The 21,586-nt window shown below is 35.3% G+C and carries 14 protein-coding genes; all 14 read left to right on the top strand.

Features of this window, described 5'->3' with window-relative positions; genetic code table 11:
• Window positions 1–20 precede the first annotated feature (20 nt).
• A complete protein-coding gene (locus PGC14_RS11605) occupies window positions 21–509 on the top strand; it encodes a hypothetical protein (RefSeq protein WP_271629024.1) in 489 nt (162 codons plus the stop codon).
• A gap of 15 nt (window positions 510–524) precedes the next feature.
• Window positions 525–1,820 (top strand): hypothetical protein, encoded by a 1,296-nt coding sequence (locus PGC14_RS11600; protein WP_039765840.1) that lies wholly within the window; start codon window positions 525–527, stop codon window positions 1,818–1,820.
• Between the two features lie 21 nt (window positions 1,821–1,841).
• A complete protein-coding gene (locus tag PGC14_RS11595) occupies window positions 1,842–2,570 on the top strand; it encodes a hypothetical protein (RefSeq protein ID WP_271629023.1) in 729 nt (242 codons plus the stop codon).
• A gap of 222 nt (window positions 2,571–2,792) precedes the next feature.
• Entirely contained in the window at window positions 2,793–3,749 is a 957-nt protein-coding gene (locus PGC14_RS11590) for an ABC transporter permease (RefSeq protein WP_271629022.1), read from the top strand.
• Between the two features lie 35 nt (window positions 3,750–3,784).
• On the top strand, window positions 3,785–4,669 hold the full coding sequence (locus tag PGC14_RS11585) for a carbohydrate ABC transporter permease (protein WP_271629021.1): 885 nt from the start codon (window positions 3,785–3,787) through the stop codon (window positions 4,667–4,669).
• Between the two features lie 124 nt (window positions 4,670–4,793).
• Window positions 4,794–6,362, top strand: coding sequence for an extracellular solute-binding protein (locus tag PGC14_RS11580; RefSeq protein ID WP_307742519.1), 1,569 nt, complete (start codon window positions 4,794–4,796; stop codon window positions 6,360–6,362).
• Window positions 6,363–6,505: 143 nt separating this feature from the next.
• Complete coding sequence (locus tag PGC14_RS11575; protein ID WP_271629020.1) at window positions 6,506–8,332, top strand: sensor histidine kinase; 1,827 nt, start codon at window positions 6,506–6,508, stop codon at window positions 8,330–8,332.
• 36 nt (window positions 8,333–8,368) lie between these two features.
• A complete protein-coding gene (locus tag PGC14_RS11570) occupies window positions 8,369–9,916 on the top strand; it encodes a response regulator transcription factor (protein WP_271629019.1) in 1,548 nt (515 codons plus the stop codon).
• A gap of 141 nt (window positions 9,917–10,057) precedes the next feature.
• Window positions 10,058–15,232 (top strand): carbohydrate binding domain-containing protein, encoded by a 5,175-nt coding sequence (locus tag PGC14_RS11565; protein ID WP_271629018.1) that lies wholly within the window; start codon window positions 10,058–10,060, stop codon window positions 15,230–15,232.
• Window positions 15,233–15,348: 116 nt separating this feature from the next.
• Complete coding sequence (locus PGC14_RS11560) at window positions 15,349–18,582, top strand: hypothetical protein (RefSeq protein WP_271629017.1); 3,234 nt, start codon at window positions 15,349–15,351, stop codon at window positions 18,580–18,582.
• An 85-nt stretch (window positions 18,583–18,667) separates the two neighbouring features.
• Window positions 18,668–20,434, top strand: a complete 1,767-nt coding sequence (locus tag PGC14_RS11555) for a sensor histidine kinase (RefSeq protein WP_271629016.1) — start codon at window positions 18,668–18,670, stop codon at window positions 20,432–20,434.
• Window positions 20,406–21,041, top strand: coding sequence for a response regulator transcription factor (locus PGC14_RS11550; RefSeq protein ID WP_271629015.1), 636 nt, complete (start codon window positions 20,406–20,408; stop codon window positions 21,039–21,041). The genes PGC14_RS11555 and PGC14_RS11550 overlap by 29 nt, the downstream gene beginning before the upstream one ends.
• Window positions 21,004–21,159: a helix-turn-helix domain-containing protein gene (locus PGC14_RS11545; RefSeq protein ID WP_271629014.1), complete on the top strand. Its 156-nt coding sequence runs from the start codon at window positions 21,004–21,006 to the stop codon at window positions 21,157–21,159. The genes PGC14_RS11550 and PGC14_RS11545 overlap by 38 nt, the downstream gene beginning before the upstream one ends.
• 91 nt (window positions 21,160–21,250) lie before the next feature.
• The coding region (locus tag PGC14_RS11540) for an extracellular solute-binding protein (RefSeq protein ID WP_271629013.1) at window positions 21,251–21,586 on the top strand (336 nt) is incomplete at its 3' end.

The following is a 21,586-nucleotide window of genomic DNA, read 5'->3' as shown; positions in this document are numbered from 1 at the left end:
AATGATTGCTGGTGATAAAAATGAAACGAGCGTTTGCGTTTGTGCTGACTATAATATTTCTTTTATTTAATATAGGAGTAGCATTTGCTGAGGGAAAAAGCCTTCACAAGGCAAGATATATAGAATCAATTGAGATAGATGGGAATAAAATAAGCTCTACTACGAAGACTCTTATAGAGATTACAGATTATGAGCAGAATTTGAGTACATCAACATTTGTACTCTCAGGTAAAGGAAGCGAAGGCACGGAGATTAGCATATATACAAAAAAGGACAAAAAAGAGTCTTTTGGCCAGAGTAATTTGGTTGACAAAATCACAGTGGGAAAGTCTGGGTATTTTGCAAAAAAGATTGATGTGAGTGAAGGCTATACCTATATCTTAGTTGTTGCAACAAAAGACAGTGACACGCAACTTGCAATTCTTAAAGTTTATTATGAAAAGAAAGAAGGTTTTTTGGCAAAGGTAGAAAAGGCCATTTCAAATTTGATAAACTCAATTACAAAATAACAAGAGGGTAGGTTTATGAACAGAATCAAAAAAGAAGCTATAAAGAGCATAGTGCTGGGTATACTTGTTATACTCAGCATTTATTTGTATTATAGGGTGTATTTTAATTACAACCTTGATGACTTTGCAAATGCACTAAATGTTAGGGAAAACAGACTTTCAGAAGATGAGCTTTTGGAAAGAGTTCATATTATCCTTGCAACGCCAAAGGATATGTACTTGAATATCTCTAAGAATGTAGTCATTGGAGTTTTGAGTACACAAAAAGAATACTTTGATGTGGTCTCTAAGTTTGTAAGTAACCTCAAAGAAAACATAGTGAAAAAGAATTATAGTTTGAAATTTAAAAAGATGAAAATTGATGAGTTTAAATCAAGCAAGAGTATATTTTTTAACTATGGCTATTTTATAGATTTTCATATGTTTGTTTATGAGCTTTCAAGAAGAAATATTTTGCCTTCCAAAAAGACCTTTGAGTTTGACAAAGTTTTTATAAAAGAGTCAAATTCAAGTACTGAAGTTTATTTTTTCAACTCAAATACAGAAGAAGCCGCAATATTAACTTGTCCGAAGTATGGATTTTCTCAGTTTGAGAATAGAATTGAGCAAAGTTCTTATCTTGTATTTTCTTGGTCAGATGGACTTGGTTTTACAGAACTTGTGAGCAAAGATTCACTAATTCCTGTTGAGTTTTCAAATATTCAGTTTTCTGAGGTTAAAATAAAGGAAAGTGATTATAAAAAAGAACTTATAATAAGGCGTCTTTTTCCTGATACAATACTTACCAAAAGGAATGTACTCAAAAGTGGTGAGATTGTGATAACAGATGAGAGACGAGAGTTTGTAATAAAATCTGATGGAAGTTACATTTTTAGGTTTACAAAAGATATATTTTGTGACAAAATAGAATCAATTACAGAAGCTCTTATGAATTATATGAAAAATTTTTATACAAATGAGGACATTAGAGTATACAAAATTGAGAATTCCAAGAATACAACTAAGATTTACCTCATAACAAGAGTTGATGGAATTGACCTGATGCCTTCAGATAACGAATACTGCAGTTATATAGAAATTTCTAATGGCAGGCTTAAAAAGATTTCCGGTCATCTTTTTGATGCAATGTCGGTCAGAACTGCTAAGATAAAGGTCAGTGGAATTGCAGCTATTGATACTATAAAGGAGAGAAAAGGAGATATATTTATAAGAAATATAAGTTTAAGATATATCGCAACAGGAAATACATCTTATCCCTACTGGCAAATTGACACAGACAACGGGACAGTCTATGTCGAAACAATTAAATAAAAAAGGAGTTTTGTTTTGAAAATGAACTGGTCAAAAGTAAAAACAATAGCAATTGTGGTTTTTGCGGTTTTGGTACTTTTCCTTACTGTAAAATACTTAAACTTACTGCCAAAGGAAGAGAGCCTTACAGATAAACAAATCAAGACAGCACAAAATATACTTGTTCAGAATTCTATAAAGCTTTCTTGTACGATTGATAAAAAAATTTATTATGTTTCAAAACTCAACGTAAAAACTGAATCTGCGTATGACAATGTCCTGACAAAGCTTTTTGGCAAAAGAGTTGATAAATATCAAAAGGAGTTTGAAAGTAGCATTTATCATTTGAAGATAATAAACCAAACACTTTTTTTAGAATCAAAGTACAGCCAAGATCCGTTTGAGCTTTTCGATATAAATAAGAGTGATTATATAAGGGATTATGATGGCAGCTATATTCAGGTTTACAAAGGGTATCCAATATTTGATGGAAAGCTCAAAATACAAAAGCAAAAAAATACAACTCTTTATATCTTCACAAAGGTTATTCCACAGGGTTTTGAACTCAAAAGAAGCAGGGCAATCTCAGCGTTAGAGGCTATCTTCAATCTCTTGAACCAGCAAAAAAACATAAAAGAGATACAGAACATAAAGTTTGGTTACTATCTAAAAGACTTCAACGTTATCCAAGGCCAGGCAGTCCCAGTTTGGCGAATTGTTGCAGATGGCGAGGTTTATTATATAAATGGGTTTACGGGGATGTTAGAGTAAAATCAAAATTAGTAGTCTCTTCAAAACCTCTTCAGGTAAAGCTGGAGAGGTTTTTTGTTTTTTATTACATATAATTTAAGATTTGAGACCTTAAATTTAGATACCACTTCTAAAAAAACAGGTCTTTTTTATATGACTTATCCCACTTTATAATAAAATCAGAAAAACAAATTAGTAATTTTGCAATACATATTTTATAAAACTAAAGGAAGGCGGTAAGTAATGGATATAGTTGAACAGACAAAAAACAGTAGTACTCAACTTTCACCGTTTAGAAGATTTTTACATAAGCTAAACGAACAAAAATATTTGCAGGCAATGGCTATTCCAGGGGTTATATGGATGATAATATTTTGCTACATTCCAATGTATGGAATTATAATTGCATTTAAAGAATATGATATAACTCTCGGTATTAACAAATCGCCGTGGGTGGGGTTAGCAAATTTTAAAGAGTTCTTTTCAGATGAGCGATTTTGGCTGATAATAAAGAACACTATGGGCATTAGCTTTTTTAAACTGTTGGTAGGATTTCCACTTCCAATATTATTTGCAGTGCTTTTAAATGAGCTTACCTCAGTTAGGTTTAAAAGAACTGTTCAAACAATATCGTACTTGCCTCACTTTATTTCATGGGTAGTTTTAGGCGGAATATTGATGAACTGGCTTTCAGAAACAGGGCTTATAAATATCATACTTACAAAGTTGGGAATTTTAAAACAACCAATTACATTTTTAGCTGAACCCAAATATTTCTGGGGTATAGCAGTTATATCAGAAGTGTGGAAAGAGCTTGGATGGAATGCGATAATCTATTTGGCTGCAATTGCAGGAATTGACCCAGAACTTTATGAAGCAGCGACTGTAGATGGAGCAGGTAGAATAACAAAAATGTTTAAAATCACCATTCCATGTATCTCAGGCACCATTGCAATTATGTTTATTTTAGCAGTAAGTGGTCTTATGAATTCAAACTTTGACCAGATATTTGTATTGAGAAATCCTCTAAATGCAGATGCTTCTGACGTTATTGATATTTACGTATACAAAATGGGTATTGAAGCGTTTAGATTTTCTTACGCAACAGCAATAGGACTTGTTAAATCCAACATTGCACTTATCCTGCTTCTATTGGCAAATGGTGTAACTAAAAAGCTCACTGATAAATCTCTCTTCTAATTGCAAAATGTCAAAATGTGAGGAGGAAATTAGCAATGAAAATGAAAGCCTCATTGGGAGATAAAATTTTTGATATTTTTAACATAACGCTAATGTTGATAATTTGTTTTGTTACGTTGTATCCAATATGGTACATAATTGTTTACTCTTTCAATGACGGCAAGGATGCGATGCTTGGCGGAATTTACTTTTGGCCAAGAAAGTTTACGTTAGATAATTATATAACTGTTTTCAGTAATAGTGATATAACAACAGCGTTCATGGTAACAATTGCACGAACAGTTATTACAACAACTCTTCATGTGTTCTTTACAGCAATGGTGGCATATGCATTCATGAAAAAGGAACTCATAGGACGAAAGATTTACATGACAATGGGAACAATAACTCTTTTCTTTGGTGGAGGTTTAATTCCATACTTTCTCTTGATTAAAAGCTTAGGACTTTACAACAACTTTTTAGTATATGTAATTCCTGGGATGTTCAACTTTTACAATTTGATAATATTCCAGGCATTTTTTAGAGAGCTTCCTGTCGAGTTAGAAGAGTCCGCCAAAATAGATGGAGCAAATGATTTTACCATCTTTACCCGTGTGATACTGCCGCTTTCAACTCCTGTTTTAGCTACAATTGCTCTGTTTGTAGGGGTTTACAACTGGAACGACTACTTTATGGGGGTAATTTTTATAAACAATCCAAAGCTTCAGCCCATTCAGACCTTCTTGTACAAGGTTATTGCTGAAACGACATCAAACCAAATGCTTGCTAATGCGCCAGGGGGGATTATGACAAGAAATGTTACATCACAGTCTATAAAGATGGCTACAATGGTTGTTACTACTTTGCCTATTGTATGCGTATATCCCTTCTTGCAAAAGTATTTTGTTAATGGGCTTTTGATTGGTGCTATTAAAGGTTAAAGTGTAAGAGAGGTATTAACTGCTTTTTGCAGTTAATATAAAAACAAAATTATAATATTCAAGTTAAAGGAGGGTGTCTTTAGTTATGTGAAGATTTAAAAAAGTATTTGTACTGCTGATTGCCCTGGCATTTTTAGTATCCATAATTCCACTTACACTTACAAACGCAGCAAGCAGTGTAAAGCCAGGTTGGAAAGAGGATGCTAAAAAACCTATTACATTTGATTGGTACATCAATTTTTCATGGTTTGGGACAAAGTGGGGTGGCAATGCTGTTTCTGATTACGTCACTAAAAAGACAGGTGTAAAAATCAACTTTATAGTACCTGCAGGAAACGAGAATGAGAAACTGAATGTTATGATTGCTTCAAACACCCTACCAGATTTCATCACTCTTGGTTGGTGGGAAGAAGCTGTAAGAAAGATGATTGCTGGTAAGCTTGTTTATGCATTAGATGAACTTGCAAAGAAGTATGACCCATACTTCTTTACAGTTGCTAACAAGCAAAGACTTGGTTGGTACACTCAACCAGATGGGCATGTGTATGGTTATCCTAATGCATCATATACCCCAGAGGATTTCAAAAACCCAAAACTAAAAATTTACTCTAACCAGACATTTCTTGTCAGAAAAGATATATATGAAGCACTTGGCAAACCAGACATGAGAAAACCTGACACTTTCTTGAAGGCTTTAGCTGACGCTAAAAAGAAATTCCCGAAAGTAAATGGCCAGCCACTTATTCCAATTGGATTCCATGAATTTACTGACACAGGCTGCTACTCATTAGAGAGTTATCTGTGGAATTTCTTGGCGCTTCCGCGTGAGAAAAATGGCAAGCTTTATGACATTGTAGCGCATCCAGAGTATATCAGATGGCTCAAGACATTCAATGAGGCATACAGAAGAGGACTCATTGCAAAGGATGTCTTCATTGACAAGAGAGCACAGATGGAAGAAAAGATTGCTCAGGGAAGATACTTTAGCATGATTTATCAAAGAACAGACTTTGTTGCTCAGCAGCAAGAACTTTACAAGAAAAATCCAAACATGATTTATATCGCGGTTGATGGTCCTGCAAATTCAAAACTTGAAAAGCCAAAGCTTGCTGGTCCTGGCATTGCAGGTTGGACACTTACTATGATTTCAAAGAACAATAAAGACCCAAAGAGAGCAATAAGATTTATGAGCTACTGGCTGAGCCCTGAGGGTCAGAAAGATTTCTACCTTGGGCCAAAAGGTGTAACTTGGGATGTAATAAAGGGTAAAGAGCAGTTCAAGCCTGAAGTTGTAAAGCTTATGCAAACTGACAGACCTACATTTGACAAGAAATACGGTGCAGAGCTTACCTACTGGATGCTTGGCGACTGGCCATATGTATCCCAGTGGGACCCTGGCATGCCACCATACCTGCAACAGATGGCTAACTGGACACTTGGCAAGACTGTTAGCTATGCACAGTATGACAACCTGAATCCACCTGCTGATAGCCCAGAAGGGATAATAGCACGAAAGATTGCTCTCAAATGGGGTCAGACTTTGCCAAAACTCATTATGGCTAAATCACCGGCTGAGTTTGATAAAATCTTCAAAGACTTCCAGAACTATAAAAAGCAAGTTGGGTTTGATAAATTACTTGCATGGCAGCAGAAGAAGTTGGAAGAGAATAAGAAAAAGCTTGGACTTAAGTAATTTACTTCAAATTTAAAAAGGCTGATGGTATTTTGATGGAATACCATCAGCCTTTTTTAAAAAGTTTTTTTGTCTTTTTAAAGGGTATTTAAACTTTGCTATAATGAAAATTAAATAACAAAAAAACTGAGGATGAGTTTTGGATGTACGGATCAACAATCACCAAATTCCTGAATAGAATACTGAAATTGAATATTCGACAGAAGCTTATTCTTACGTACATTCTCATAGTGGCCATACCACTTTCAATACTTCAGGTTGATGCTTTTCACAAGGTTAGAGTTTTTACAGAAAAAGAGTATGTGAGTAATATCACTTTTGAGATGAATAAGTTAAGAAACGATATTATCAAAAATGTCGAGCAATATATAAAGGCGACACAGTTCATTTTAAACAATCAAGAGTTTATTGAATTTGTTTCGGTATATCAGGAAAGAAGCGTTGATGAAATCTTTTCATTCAAAATAAATGTCCTTGACAAGATAGAATATCTTCAATATGTAAATTTCAACATAAACAGAATTAGATTTTTTACAAATAACAGTTATCTTCCAGAAGTTTGGCCAACTCTATACCAAATTGATAGACTCAAGGACTTCAAATTCATAGACAAATTCTTATCAGATCAAAACCAAATCTCGCTTTGGAAAATTGATAATGTGGATATACTCGGTCCACCTCTGAATAATGAAGAAAAAGTTGTATCATTATATACTAAAGTAACAGATTTGGTGGGTAATTTGATAGGAATAATTGAGGTGAACATGAAGGTTGATGAATTTTTTGCAAATGAGCTTTCAAGAGAAAGCAGCAATTCAGTTACAATTGCGTTGTCACAAAGTGGCGAGGTAATTTTGAGCAAACAAACGCCAATTTTTCTCAAGAGGCTAAACATAGACACAAAAAAACTTATACAAATTTTAAAACAAAAAAGCAAGGCCGAGGCAGAAGATGGAATAGTTCATTTAAAAATTAACAAAAATTCTGCTGCTTTTGTATATTCTCATATTCCTGTATTAGGAGTGACCATTTATAAGCTAATTTTGTTTGATGAACTTTCAAACAAGATAAATAGAATAACTTTCCAGATGCTTGCTCAGGTGCTTGTTTTAATTATTGCCTCTTCTGCTCTCATTTTTATCCTGATTACTTTAATTCTTAAAAAGTTAAGACAGGTTATCCTCAGTATGAGAGCTGTTGAAAATGGCAATTTTGACGTTTCTATCGATGTTAAAGGTGATGACGAGATAGATGAACTTGCTCTGCACTTTTTGAACATGGTTGAAAGATTAAAGATTTTAATAGGTGAGACTGTAAGAAGAGAGGTTGCCCAGAAAGATGCGCAGATAAAGGCTTTGCAATCACAGATAAATGCACATTTTATTTATAACGTCCTCGAAAATATAAAAATGATGGCTGAATATGCTGAAAACTACGACGTTTCAGATGCAATAACAAAACTTGGAAAAATGATGAGATACAATATGAACTGGAAAAAAAAGTTTGTTACATTGAAGGAAGAGATAGAAAATATTCAAAATTATATAGCGCTTATGAATATCAGGTATGACAAGGAGATAAAGTTACTTGTAAATGTAGATGAGGAGATTTTGAATTATGAAGTACCTAAATTGATTTTGCAGCCAATAATTGAAAATGCAATAAATTATGGGATTGAACCAAAAGGTGAAGGTGGCAATATTTTTATAGATGCAAGTATAATTGGAGAATTTGTTGTAATTTCAATTTTAGATGATGGACTTGGAATAGAACTTGAAAAACTCACAGCTTTGCAGTCAGCTTTGGAAAATGACACTGAAACTGAATTTTGCCAAGGCCAAGGGATTGCATTAAAAAATGTAAATGAGAGGATAAAACTTGCCTATGGAAGAGAATATGGAATAAAAATAGAGAGCAAACACGGTGAGTTTACAAAAGTTACAATAACTTTGCCATATAAAAAAATATAGGATTTGTATTCTATTTCAAAAGAGGCGAGAAAGAATATGAGAAAGGTTTTAATTGTGGATGATGAGAAACTTATCAGAAAAGGTATCAGGACCATCTTGGAGAGAAATTTTAATGATTTAGATGAAATCAAAGAAGCTTCAAATGGCAAAGAAGCACTGGATATTCTCTTTTCGGAAAAGATTGATATCTTAATACTCGACATTAGATTACCCCAAATTGATGGTATCTCTGTACTTAAAAAGATACAGAATTTACAGCGCAAACCTAAAGTAGTTATAATAAGCGGTTATGATGAGTTTAGTTATGCAAAGGAGTGTATGCAATACGGTGCTAAAGGATATATTTTAAAGCCCATTGATAAAAAAGAATTGATTGAAATTGTAGAAAAAGTAAAGGAAGAGATTGTACAAGAAGAAAATAATTTACGTTTAATTTCCTTTCAAAGAATAATGAAGTTAAAGATGTTGGAGGCAGAGATAAACAATATAATATTTTCCGGTTTGGAGATTGAAAGATTCAAAGAAAGGCTTAAAGAGTTAGAAATTCCGATTGAGAAAAAGGTATACAGCATCTACGTTTTAAGATGTGGTGATGTTTCTGAACAAACCGGTTTTGGGACAGAAGAGGAAAGAGTAAAGCTTTCTAAGATTCTATCCGGAGAAAGTTATATTTCTACAATATACAATCATAGGAAAGATATTCTTGTATTATCAGAAGACACAAATTGTTTTGAGAATATTGGAAAAATATACTTGAATAATATAGATAAGCGGGTATATATCGGAATTTGCGACCTGCCTCAGTATTTTGATGAGATAAAAAAGCTTTATGAAAATTCTTTCAAAACAGCTATTTATGCTTTTGCATCTAATAAAAACATTGAATTCTGGTCGTCAATCAAATGGCGTGAGGAAGAAAAAATAAACAAATTTAACAATATTGAGAAGCTAAAAGAACTGATTCTTGCAGGCAAACAAAAAGAAGCAATTTCCTGCTTGGAAAACGTTTTGTGCAATGAATTTTTTATGAAAAGTGCTGCTGAAGATATTTTAAATGTCACAAAAACACTTTACAGCAATGTTGTAGAGTGGTTTTGTCATCACGTTCCTAAAAAGGTACTTGATTTTCATGAATATCAGAAATTATCTGATATATTCAATTTCTCATCAGTTTCAGAATATGTTAATTACATAAAGAAATTTGTACACGAAGCAACTGAAATAGTAATTTCTTTGAAAGGTATTCTCAGTATAAAAGATGAAATTGACGAGGCAATTAAGTTTATAAATTTGAACTATCATAAAGACATCAATATGGCAATGGTAGCAAACCACGTTTCGCTCAATTACTATTATTTTTCAAGCATCTTCAAAGAAAAAACAGGAATGAGTTTTTTAGATTACCTAAACAAAGTCAGGGTTGAGAAGGCAAAAGAGCTGCTTGCCAAAACAGACTTAAAAGTGTGGGAAATAGCATCTAAGGTTGGTTACAAAAACCCAAAACACTTTGCAAGAATTTTTAAAGAAATTACAGGACTTACGCCAAATGAATACAGAGATGTCCAAAAGAGCTTGCAGGAATAGAAGTTTGTTTGTAAAACAATAATGATAAAAAATACTTAAAAGCAGAGACTATAACTAAAAAATAATGCCTTTTTTTGTTTATAGGATTTTGATAAATCTAAAATAGAAAAGTATAAAAATTTTGAGGAGGCAAAAAAGTTTATGCGACCGAAAAAATTTATTGCTCATATTGTACTGCTTGCATTTCTGGTTATATATATTTTCCCAGCAGGTACTGTAATGGCAAACTCAAGTCAAACGTTTAAAGACATTTCTGATAGTTTTGCAAAGGACGATATAGCAAGATTTTATCAGTTAGAGTTAATAAATGGGTACCCGGACGGAAGTTTTAAACCCAATAAAGATATTTCTGTTGCAGAATTTTGCAAAATCTTGAACAGATATATAGGAGTTGTGGCGAGAGGCCCGCTGGATATCAGCTGGAAAATTAGCCCTCGTGCGTGGTATTTTACAGAACTTGAAAAAGCTCAAGCAGCAGGGTATTTAGACTTGTTTGTAAATGAAGGGAAACTTGACCCCACCAGGCCTGTAAAAAGGCAAGAAGCCTTTGCTGCTGTGGCTGCTGCTTTGCAACTGGAGAATAAAACTACTGAAGTGTTAAATAGCTTAGCAGATACACAAAATATTGCTCAAAGGTATCTACCCGGTGTTGCTGCACTGGTTAGTTTAGGATTTGTAAAAGGTTATCCTGATGGAACTTTGAAGCCTCAAAAGGAAATTACGAGGGCGGAGGTAGTTAAACTTTTGAGTAAAATTGCTTCATTGATAGTCACAAAACCCGGAGTATATACTTTATCAAAGAGCGAGGGATTTGTAATTGTCAATAGTGGTGATGTTGAAATCAAAGATTCCTTGATAAAAGGTAACGTGTATATAAATCAAAGTGTGGGTGAAGGTTCTGTTACTTTGAACAATGTGACAATAGAAGGCGGAAAATTGTTTGTATTTGGTGGTGGGGAAAATTCTGTCAAGCTTGTAAACACAAAGGTTGGAGAAATAGTTGTTGACAGCAAACTTTCAAAGACAAATATTGAAGTGGGGCAAAACAGCCAAGTTGAGAATATAGTTGTTATGTCAGCATCAAAAATTACTCAGGTTTCCGAAGAAAGTTCAATTAAGTTTATTACATTAAAACAAAGTGGAAACCAACCTGCGGATGTTGAAATCAGGGCAAACTGTGAAGCACTTTATGTCAATTCCCCCAACAGCAATATAAATATTCAAAGTGCTAAAATAAAGAATTTGGTAGTAAATGACCTTGCGCAAAATTTCAAGCTTTCAGTGGCTAAGACAAAGATTGACAGTGTTGAGTTAAATAGCAATGGTGATTTAAATATTGATAAAGAATCAACTGTTGCAAAGCTCATTGTTAAAGCTCTTGCTAAAAGTGTAAATGTAACAAGCCAAGGGAAAGTAAATGAAGCTTCTATATTCTCAGATGGTGTTGTTGTAAATGGAAAGAGCTTACCAAAAGGCGAAAAAGTGAATATAAGCGAGGTAGTAGCTAAAGAAGCTTTAACAGCTAATGAGGAGGCTCAAAAAGAGGCTGCTTCACAGCCAACTTTTTCAAGTGGAACTTCTTCAAATATAGGAGGTAGCAGTGGCCAGACAGGGCAAAGCCAGCAAGAAGGCCAGCAACCCCAGCCAACCTGGCAGCTTGTGTGGGAAGATGACTTTAATGGAAGCTCAATTGATACAACAAAATGGAACTTTACAATTGGTGCTGGTGGTTATGGCAACAATGAACTTCAGTACTATTCAGACAGGCCTGAGAATGCAAGAGTGGAAAATGGAAAGCTTATAATTGAGGCAAGAAAAGAAAATTATCAAGGAAGTCCTTATACTTCAGCAAAGCTCACAACACAAGGCAAGTTTGCGTTTACCTATGGAAGAGTTGAGGTGAAAGCTAAGCTTCCAGAAGGTCAGGGTGTGTGGCCGGCTATCTGGATGATGCCAGAGGATTTGAACATATATGGTGGATGGCCAGCCTGTGGTGAGATTGATATAATGGAGCTTTTGGGGCAGGAGCCCAACAAGATTTATGGAACAATCCACTATGGTAATCCTCACACTTATCATGGTGGCAGCTATACATTGCCTGATGGCAAGAAGTTCTCAGATGATTTCCACGTATTTGCACTCGAGTGGGAGCCGGGCGAGATAAGATGGTACGTGGATAACATATTGTATTACAAGACAAGCGATTGGTTCTCAAGATCATCAAACGAGGCATTTGACTATACCTATCCTGCACCGTTTGACAGAGAATTTTACCTTATTCTCAACGTTGCTGTTGGTGGTAACTGGCCAGGGTATCCACCAGAAAATGCTGATTACTTCCCACAGAGAATGGAGGTTGATTATGTAAAAGTATATAAGAGGATTGGTGTAACTTACAGTGAAAGAGTTACAAAACCTCCTGTTGATACAAGCTATCCTGCTGATGCAAGGCCACCGCTTAGCGATGGAAATCTTGTCTATAACGGCAGTTTTGATGTAGATAGTCCAGATGTTGATGGCATAGCAGGTGTTCCATACACAGATTACTGGCAGTTCTTGCATCTTGACCAGTTTGGTGGAAATGGTACCATAGAAAATATTAACAATAGCATAAAGATAACCATAACACAACCCGGTAGTCAGACATATTCTGTTCAACTTGTTCAAAGGCCGATATGCTTGATAAAAAGTAAGACATATAAGCTGTCATTTAGAGCAAAGAGCGATGGCAAACGTACCATTGAGGTAAAGCTCTCAAGTGGTGGAGGCGACAATGGCACTACCTGGGTTGACTATGCAGTAAAAACATTTAACCTCGATACAGAGTGGAAAGAATATTCATACATCTTCACAATGCAAAGCAACACATATGCAAGGGCAAGGATAGAATTTAATGTGGGCTTGAGTACATTGCCTGTGTATTTAGATGATGTCAAGTTAGTTGAATATAACTTGCAAAATCCGAATGCTATTAAAGAACCATTGCCAAACGGGAACCTTATTTACAACGGCACATTTGACCAAGGTGATGATAGATTTATTGCATGGGAGTTTGTAAAGTCAACAGTTGCAAATGCAACATACCAGATAGGAACAAAGCCAGAAGATAGATATTTCAAGACCACAATAACAAATGGTGGCGGCAGTTTTTCTGACATCAGGCTTGTTCAATCCAATATAAAAGTTGAGCCAAACTCTAATTATCTGCTTACTTTTAGGGCAAAGGCGTTTGAATCATCAAGGCAAATTCAAATTTATATTTCAGGCCAAAACTATACACCTATCTCAGAGGCAAAGACAGTAACACTTGGCACAGATTGGGCAGATTATAGATTGAACATTAAAACAAATGAAACTTTGCCTCAAGACTTGAAAGCAAAGCTTGTGTTTGATGTGGGTGGCTCAAGAGTAAATGTTGGAATTGACAATGTTTCACTGAAGCAAATCCTGCCGTCAAGCTTTGTGACAGTCCAGGCAGAAAACTTTGGTACTATAGCTGGTGCTCAGAACCTCGGCCAGTATGTTACATTTGGTCAAGGTGGCAGTGCAGGATTTAATGTCAATATTCCAAGAAGTGGAGAGTATGTTGTTTCATATAAAGTAAGATCCCAGCAAAATAGTATATTAAAGCTTTCAGTTGGTGCTGCGGTGTACGACACTCAAGTTGCTCCAACAAACGGCCAGTGGGCGATTGTAACAGACAGTGTATACTTTGATGCAGGCAATCACCAGGTTCAAATTACTGCTGACAATCTCGATTTGGACTATGTAGAGATATCTCCAAACATGATTGCAAACGGTGACTTCTCAAATGGGCTTGACAAATGGGATAACTGGATTGGCAATGGTGGGTCTGGTAGTATCTCTGTTGTAAACGGACAGCTAAAAGCATCTATCACTAATTTAGGGCTGGCATTCTGGAGCATACAGATTATCCAAGGGCCAATGGCACTTGAGAGTGGAAAAGTATATAGAATCTCCTTTGATGCAAAGTCAAGTTCACCAAGAGATATGTTCATAAAGATTGACGACTCAACATACTATGGGCATCATGAAAGGTATGTACCGCTCACAACAGAGATGAAAAATTACACATTCGATTTTGTAATGGATGCAACAAGGTCGGATATAAGACTTGTAATAGGGCTTGGGACAATGTCGCCAAATGGCAAAAACCCGCTGGAAATGGCTCATACAGTTACAATCGACAATGTAAGAATTGCTGAAGTATCAGAAAACTGCGGATACTTTGAAAGAAATGTGGCAGAAGAAATCACAGGTGGTAGTCCTACTGAACCGCAGCAGTTTGTAGGAGATAAGCTCTTGCCAGATGGCAGTTTTGACACACCAGACAGCCTCAATAATTGGAAATGGTGGTCGTCTGCTGGCAACAATGTTACAACAACAATTGAAAATGGAGAGTTAAAGGTTAGTGTAAGCTCAGTTGGCAACGATCCATGGGATCCGCAGATCTACAGAGAAGGAATTCCATTAGTAAATGGCAAAAATTACAAGATTTCATTTAAAGCAAGGTCGTCGGTTGCGAGGAAGATCAACATTGCAATTGGCAAGCCACTGACATCTGACCCGTGGTTTATTGAGTACATGCCGAAGAAAACAATAGATATCACAACTGAAATGGTAGAATATGCAGTATACTTTGCCATGAACAATGAAACAGATACAAATGCAAAGCTTACATTTGAGATAGGCAAGGTAGATGGATTTTCAACTGTACCATTTGATGTATACTTTGATGATATCCAGATAGAAGTCATCGATTCAATCCCACAACAGCCAACACAGCCAGTACCTCATACTCAAAAAATTGGTGACCAGTTAATACCAGATGGGACATTCGACACAGGCGTGGGCGAGTGGGTATACTGGAGCGGTGACCGGTGGTCAGGTGTATCAGATATGCAAGTGACAGTGGAAAATGGTAAATTGAAGATTCATCTAAATTCTGTTGGGCAGAAGCCATATAGTGCACAGGTTGCAAGAAAGAACCTCACGCTTGAAAACGGACTTACCTATGAGCTTAAGTTCAAGATGAACGCATCACAAAATACAAAAATTCAGGTAAACATTGGAAAAGAGCTGACATCTGACCCGTGGTTTATCCCATATGCACCAACAACTGTATTTGATATTGGAACTCAACAGCAAGAGTATACTCTCAGATTTAAAGTTACGCAGCCAACAGATGTGACAAAGGTTGTATTTGAGTTTGGACCAATAAATAATCAGTACCCTCCTCTTCCACTTGATATATACCTTAATGATGTAACATTGACTGTTGTAAGCGATCAGTAAAAATAAAACCAGATAAGATATTGCGATTTTGTAAGAAAGGGTTGCAAGGCAAAAGAAGTCTTGCAACCCTGTATTTTCCTGTATTTTTTAAATTAAAAAGAAGGAGGCAAAAAAAATTGCAAGCAAATCCAAGGTACTATTATGACGAGAAAACAAACTCATTTTGTATAGAGAACTATCAGCTTTCAAAACCATTCTCGAGTTTTTTGCCCGGGATTGCAGGTATATTTGGAATTCCACTTTGGTGCTTTTATGTGAACAGAGGGCAGTGTATAGTGTCGTTCGGAACAAAGAACAAAGACGGGGCAATTTTAGAATTTTTGCCAGCCGACAAGGCTTACAGGCTTGCGGCAACACACGGGTTTAGGACTTTTTTGAAACTGAACAAAAACCTCTTTTATGAGCCTTTTCAAACAGAGAATCTACTCAATTTTGCAAAAAGCAAGATGTCCATTTTTGCTGACCATCTTGAGATTTACGAAGAGAATACAAATATTGGCATCAAGACAGAAGTGAGGTATTACACACTTCCAAACAAGAATGTAGCTTCTCTTGTGAGGGAGATAAAAGTAACAAATATCTCACAAAGGCCTGTAGATATTGAAGCTTTAGATGGGCTTGCCTTGATTGTTCCATACGGTAAAAGTGACTTTGCTCTGAAGAACATGAGCAGGACAAGTGAGGCATGGAATTTTGTTGAGAATTTAGACAAAAAAGCTCCATACTTTAGATTTCATTCATCTTCTGAGGACACAACAGAAGTTTTTGAAATAAAAGAGGGGAATTTCTTTGTAAGCTTTGACAATACGCAGGGCGGCTTTGAAAGATGCGATGTTATAATTGACCCAAAAATTATTTTTGGAATAAGCTCAGAAATAGCAAAGCCTTATGAGTTTATCTTTTCAGATAGGCTTGATATATCAAATCAGATTTTTGCAAACAAGACATGTTGCGCTTTTGCTTATGCAAAGAGGACTTTAGATCCACAGCAGACTTTGATTTTATGCAGCATCATAGGACATGCAAAAAGCATTGATGAACTAAACTGCTTTGTTGATTCTATTTGCTCTTCTGAGTTTTTTGACAAAGCGTTTGAAGAGAACAAAGCTATAATTGATGCTATTGTTGCAAACAATACAATTGTGACTTCAGACAAAAAATTAGATGAATATGCCAAAATGTGCTATCTTGACAATATCTTGCGCGGCGGTGTGCCTTTCACAATTGATCATGATGACAAAAAGGATATTATATATCTGTTTTCACGAAAACATGGGGATTTGGAAAGAGATTATAACTTTTTTGAAATTCAAGACACATATTATTCCCAGGGTAATGGGAACTTCAGAGACATCAACCAGAACAGGCGAAACGATATTCTGTTCAACCCAGACATTTTTGACTTTAATGTATGGTACTTCATGAGCCTCATTCAGCTTGATAGCTATAATCCTCTGGTTGTAAAAGGTATAAAGTACAAATTAAATAACCTTGAACATCTGGAGAAGTATATTGTAAATGGCAAAGAAGAGTTAAAAAGGTTTTTTGAAAGAGACTATTTGCCATATGAACTTATAAAGTTTTTAGAAACCCATAATATAAAAATCAACATATCAAAGGAAGAATTTGTAAACTGCTGCCTTGTAAATTCAGAGAAAATAATTGAAGCAGACCCTGGTGAAGGTTATTGGATAGACCATTTTACTTACAACTTAGATTTAATCGAAAACTTTGAAAGCGTATATCCTGATAAAATGAGGCAGCTGCTTTTGCAAAGAAAATATTATTACTATGACAATGAACATTATGTAAAACCAAGAAGAGAAAAAATAAAGGTTATAGATGGAAAAGTAAAACAGCACGGTGCATATGCGCTTGACAAAGAAAAACAAGAGCTCATAAACTCTCGTGCTGACAGGAAAAGATACGTAAGAACCTACAGTGGCCAAGGTGATGTTTACACAGGTAGCCTCATTGAAAAGCTTTTAGTAATACTTCTGAACAGAATGGCGACCTTAGATCCATTTGGTGTTGGAGTGGAGATGGAGGCATCAAAGCCTGGCTGGAACGATGCACTAAACGGGCTTCCAGGAATTTTTGGTTCGTCTGTGTGTGAGACGTTTGAGCTTTTAAGGCTTGTAAGAATGCTCAAGAAGTATTTTGAGGTTTATCTTGAAGATGTCAAGGAAATTGAAGTCTTTGAAGAACTTTTCGAGTTCTTTGTAAAACTTAAAAATCTTCTTGCTGATACAGATCACCATGAAAACACGCTTTTGTACTGGGAGGAAAGCAACGCTATCAAAGAGGAGTACAGGATCAAGACAAGGTTTGGGATAAGTGGCAACATGGCCAAAATATGCAGGAAAGATCTTTTGGAATTTTTGGATCTTTGTGAAAGAAAACTTTCAAAGGCAAAAGAAAAGGCTTTTGATAGTGAAAAATGGCTTTTTTATACCTACTTTATAAACCAGCCAGTTGAATATGAGTATGATGAGAAAAAGCAAGAGGTTAAAATTAAGAAATTTGAGCAGAAAAAGGTGGCATTCTTCTTGGAGTCACAGGTAAGAGCAATGAAGGTAATTGACGATATAGACACAAAAAGAAAAATTTATCAAAGCGTTAAAGAAAGTGACCTTTACGACAAAGTGCTCAAAATGTACAAGACAAACGAAAGCCTGGTGAATCAGCCAAATCAGCTTGGAAGGATAAAAGCATTTACACCTGGCTGGCTTGAAAATGAATCCATTTTCATGCACATGGAATACAAATACCTGCTTGAGCTGCTAAAGGGCGGACTTTACACAGAGTTTTTTGAAGACTTCAAAATGGCTTTGCCACCGTATATGGACCCAGCGGTTTATGGAAGATCAATATTTGAAAATTCCTCATTTATTGCAAGCTCAAGCAATCCTGACAAAAGCATCTGGGGTACAGGTTTTGTTGCAAGGCTTTCTGGCACGACCACAGAGTTTTTAAATATGGAGCTGATTATGCTGTTTGGTGAAAAACTATTTGAATACAAAAATGGAGAACTAATTTTTAAACTGTCTCCAAAACTTCCGGGCTGGATGTTTACAGAAGAAGAAAGAGAAGTTGAGATTATAGTAAATGGCAACAGGCAAACCATAGTTTTAGGTAAAAATCAATTAGCAGCAGTTCTATTTGGCAGAACACTGGTTATTTATCATAATCCGCGCAGGCTTAACACATATGACAAAGATGTAAAAATTTCAAAGTATATTCTGCATTTTGATGATAAAGTGGTTGAAATTGAAGGTGAGGAAGTGCAAGAACCATATTCTTATGAGATCAGAAAAGGCATGTGCAAGAAAATAGAGGTTCTTTTGTAGATCAATAAGAAGACTACACTGCCGTCTGTTTTTGAAGTCGGTGGTGTAGTCTTTTTGACATTTGGTGTCAGGAGAGAGATGAAAAATGATTAAAAAGCTTTTGGGAAAGTGGAACGATATAAAGCTTAAAAACAAACTTTTGATAGCTTTTGTGATTTTAATACTTGTTCCAATGTCTTTGATATTTGTTCTATCTTATACCTCCCTTAAAAACTCAACATTGAGCAAATTCACCATTTATAACCAAGTTCTCTTTGAAAATGCTGCTAAAGAGGTTCAAAATTTTCTTGAAGAGCTCAACAGCATAAAATATGACTTTATCATGGACGATGGTCTCATGTCAGACATTGGAAAGACTTTTGCAAGATATACAGATCCCCAAGATTCTTTTCTGTATACTAACATCTTGACAAAGATAAGCCAGTATATCTCAACAAAAGAAATTGTTCAGTCAGTTCAAATTATAAACAAGAGCAAAGAAATATACTTTTTCTCAAAGCTCCAGGGTGATGTGCCATATGAGAATGATAAACAAATCAAAGAAGGTTTTTTCGATGAAATAGTAAAGCAAGAAGGAAAGTATGTAAATGGCGGTTATGACAAAACAAGAGGTGTATATGTAGTTGGATGTGAACTTTTCTCAAGAGATAAGATTCAGCCTGTTGGTGAGATGATAGTAAGTTTCAGCTTGGACTTTTTGAAAGATGTAATAGAAAAATATCATCTGACAGAGGGTGGATTTTATGTTGCCGATAGAAGTTCTAATAAGGTCATATTCAAGACAACAGACAAATTTGAAAGTATCATTGAAAAATTGATCTTAAAAGATGAGACCAAGCTCATTCCAAAGATAATTTTCTTTGAAGAAACTATACCAGATCTTAATTGGGAAATAATTTACATAGTTTCAGAAAGTTCTCTTCTGAATAACTTTTCGTACACAAAACGGCTTTTAATATTGAGTTTTTCATTTCTTGCCATTTTTGCAATTTTGTTTTTGTTCTTTATTTCCGAAAATATTACAGCTCCTATAACAAGGCTCATTTACCAGATGAGAAATTTAGAACATTCAAGGCTTAAAAATAACATCAAAATTGCCCGCAAGGATGAAATAGGAGATTTGCTAAACTCATTTTATCAAATGCTAAAGAGAATAGATGAGCTTGTCATAAGGGTGTACGAAGAAGAGATAGCAAGGAAAAATGCAGAGATAAACCTTTTGTACATGCAGCTAAATCCACACTTTTTGTACAACACCTTAGATACCATAAATGCCTTAGCTGAGCTTGGAAGATGCAAAGACGTTTCAGTGGTTGCTGTGTCACTTGCAAAGTTTTTGAGATCAAATATGGCAATAAATAAGTCAACAATTTCTTTGGCAGATGAAATCAAGCAGATAGAACACTATCTTACCATTATGAAAATAAGATTTTCTGGAAAGCTCAGCTACAGGATAGTATATAGCCAGGAAGAAGTTTTGAAGGCAGAAATTCCCCGGCATTTACTTTTGCCGCTTGTAGAAAATTCAGTTGTCCATGGATTTAAAAACAAAAATGGGGATGCAAAAATTTTGATAAGAGCAAGGAAAATAGAAAATAGACTCAAGCTTGAGGTGGTTGACAATGGCTGTGGAATTGAACATGCAAAAATTGAAAAGATAAAAAATGCCTCGAACGATGGTATTGGAATTCCAAATATCATAAAGAGATTAAAACTTCTATATAAGGAAGACTTTGATTTTGAAATTAAAAGTAAAGTGGGGTTTTGGGCAAAGATTATTATACAGCTTCCTTGGGATAAAGTTGTGAAGAAGGAGAAGGAAAATGTGCACTCTTTTGATAGTGGAAGATGAAGAAATCTTGCTAGAAAGGCTTGTAAAAACCGTAGATTGGGAGAGCATTGGGATTAATAAAGTCATCGGTATTGATAGTAGCGAAGAAGCTTTAAATGTCCTGATAACAGAAAACGTGGATATAATTCTGACGGATATCAGAATGCCAATTATGGATGGACTTGATTTAGCAGAGTTTGTACACAGTAGACTAAAACATCCTTATGTAATACTTATGAGTGGTTATAAAGAATTTGAGTATGCCCACAGAGCAATTAAACTTGGTGTTGTGGATTATATCTTAAAACCATTTACCAAAGAAGAAGTTTTAGAAACTGTGAAAAAAGCGGTTGAAAAAGTAGCTGCTGAGCATAGTAGGCAGCAATGTTTAGATTCCTGTGAGAACAAAAACATAATTGATATGGTCTTTGACTTTATTTTTGCAAATTGTTCAAAACAAATAAGCTTGAATGATGTAGCAGAGTATGTCCATCTTCACCCTGTGTATCTTAGCAGACTTTTGAAAAACAAAACTGGAAAAACTTTTAAAGAGATACTCACTGAAGTGAGGCTCAAAAGCAGAAAAGCTTTTGAAAACATCCAGCTTAAAACATTACGAAATTGCTGAGGCAGTTGGATTTTCAGATGCCCAGTATTTTAGCCAAGTATTCAAAAAAGTGTATGGTATGACACCTATTGAGTGGAAGAAACAAGCTTTGGAAAAACAATCGAGGTTAAAAATTTAAACAAAAAAGTTGTGTTTGTCTATATAGGCTATTGGGCATTTCACACTAAAATTAAAAGTGAAAAACAAAAATAAAAGGAGGTAAATTTTAAATGAAAAAGTGGTTAAAAGTTGTGGCTTTAGCTATTTTAGTGGTCTTTTCATTTTCAGTTGTTTTAGTCGGCCAAATGGGTGAAAAAAAGGTACAAGGTGCAACAAATGAGCTTACATTCTGGAGCTGGGTTTCTGACTCTGACACTATAAAACAGGTGTATGAGCAGGCTATCAAAGAGTTTAACTCTACTAACAAGTACGGTGTGAAAATCAAGGCTGTGTACACTCCAGGTGAGCAGTACAAAACAAAGCTCCAAACAGCAATGGCAGCAAACAATCCACCAGATATTCTCAACATGTGGGCAGCTGGTAAGATGAAACCATATGTAGATGCA

Origin of the sequence: Caldicellulosiruptor sp. DIB 104C (assembly GCF_028198085.1) — a bacterium.
Lineage (GTDB): Bacteria > Bacillota > Thermoanaerobacteria > Caldicellulosiruptorales > Caldicellulosiruptoraceae > Caldicellulosiruptor > Caldicellulosiruptor saccharolyticus.
The sequence above is the reverse complement of the archived record's forward strand: the minus strand, read 5'-3'. Positions and strand labels throughout refer to the sequence as shown.

What these genes read in the sequence shown, in the direction of transcription:
- PGC14_RS11575 (WP_271629020.1), top strand. Translation starts at nt 6,506, where the DNA reads ATGTACGGATCAACAATCACCAAATTCCTGAATAGAATACTGAAATTG.
- PGC14_RS11595 (WP_271629023.1), top strand. Translation starts at nt 1,842, where the DNA reads ATGAACTGGTCAAAAGTAAAAACAATAGCAATTGTGGTTTTTGCGGTT.
- PGC14_RS11605 (WP_271629024.1), top strand. Translation starts at nt 21, where the DNA reads ATGAAACGAGCGTTTGCGTTTGTGCTGACTATAATATTTCTTTTATTT.
- PGC14_RS11565 (WP_271629018.1), top strand. Translation starts at nt 10,058, where the DNA reads ATGCGACCGAAAAAATTTATTGCTCATATTGTACTGCTTGCATTTCTG.
- PGC14_RS11570 (WP_271629019.1), top strand. Translation starts at nt 8,369, where the DNA reads ATGAGAAAGGTTTTAATTGTGGATGATGAGAAACTTATCAGAAAAGGT.
- PGC14_RS11590 (WP_271629022.1), top strand. Translation starts at nt 2,793, where the DNA reads ATGGATATAGTTGAACAGACAAAAAACAGTAGTACTCAACTTTCACCG.
- PGC14_RS11585 (WP_271629021.1), top strand. Translation starts at nt 3,785, where the DNA reads ATGAAAATGAAAGCCTCATTGGGAGATAAAATTTTTGATATTTTTAAC.
- PGC14_RS11555 (WP_271629016.1), top strand. Translation starts at nt 18,668, where the DNA reads ATGATTAAAAAGCTTTTGGGAAAGTGGAACGATATAAAGCTTAAAAAC.
- PGC14_RS11550 (WP_271629015.1), top strand. Translation starts at nt 20,406, where the DNA reads ATGTGCACTCTTTTGATAGTGGAAGATGAAGAAATCTTGCTAGAAAGG.
- PGC14_RS11600 (WP_039765840.1), top strand. Translation starts at nt 525, where the DNA reads ATGAACAGAATCAAAAAAGAAGCTATAAAGAGCATAGTGCTGGGTATA.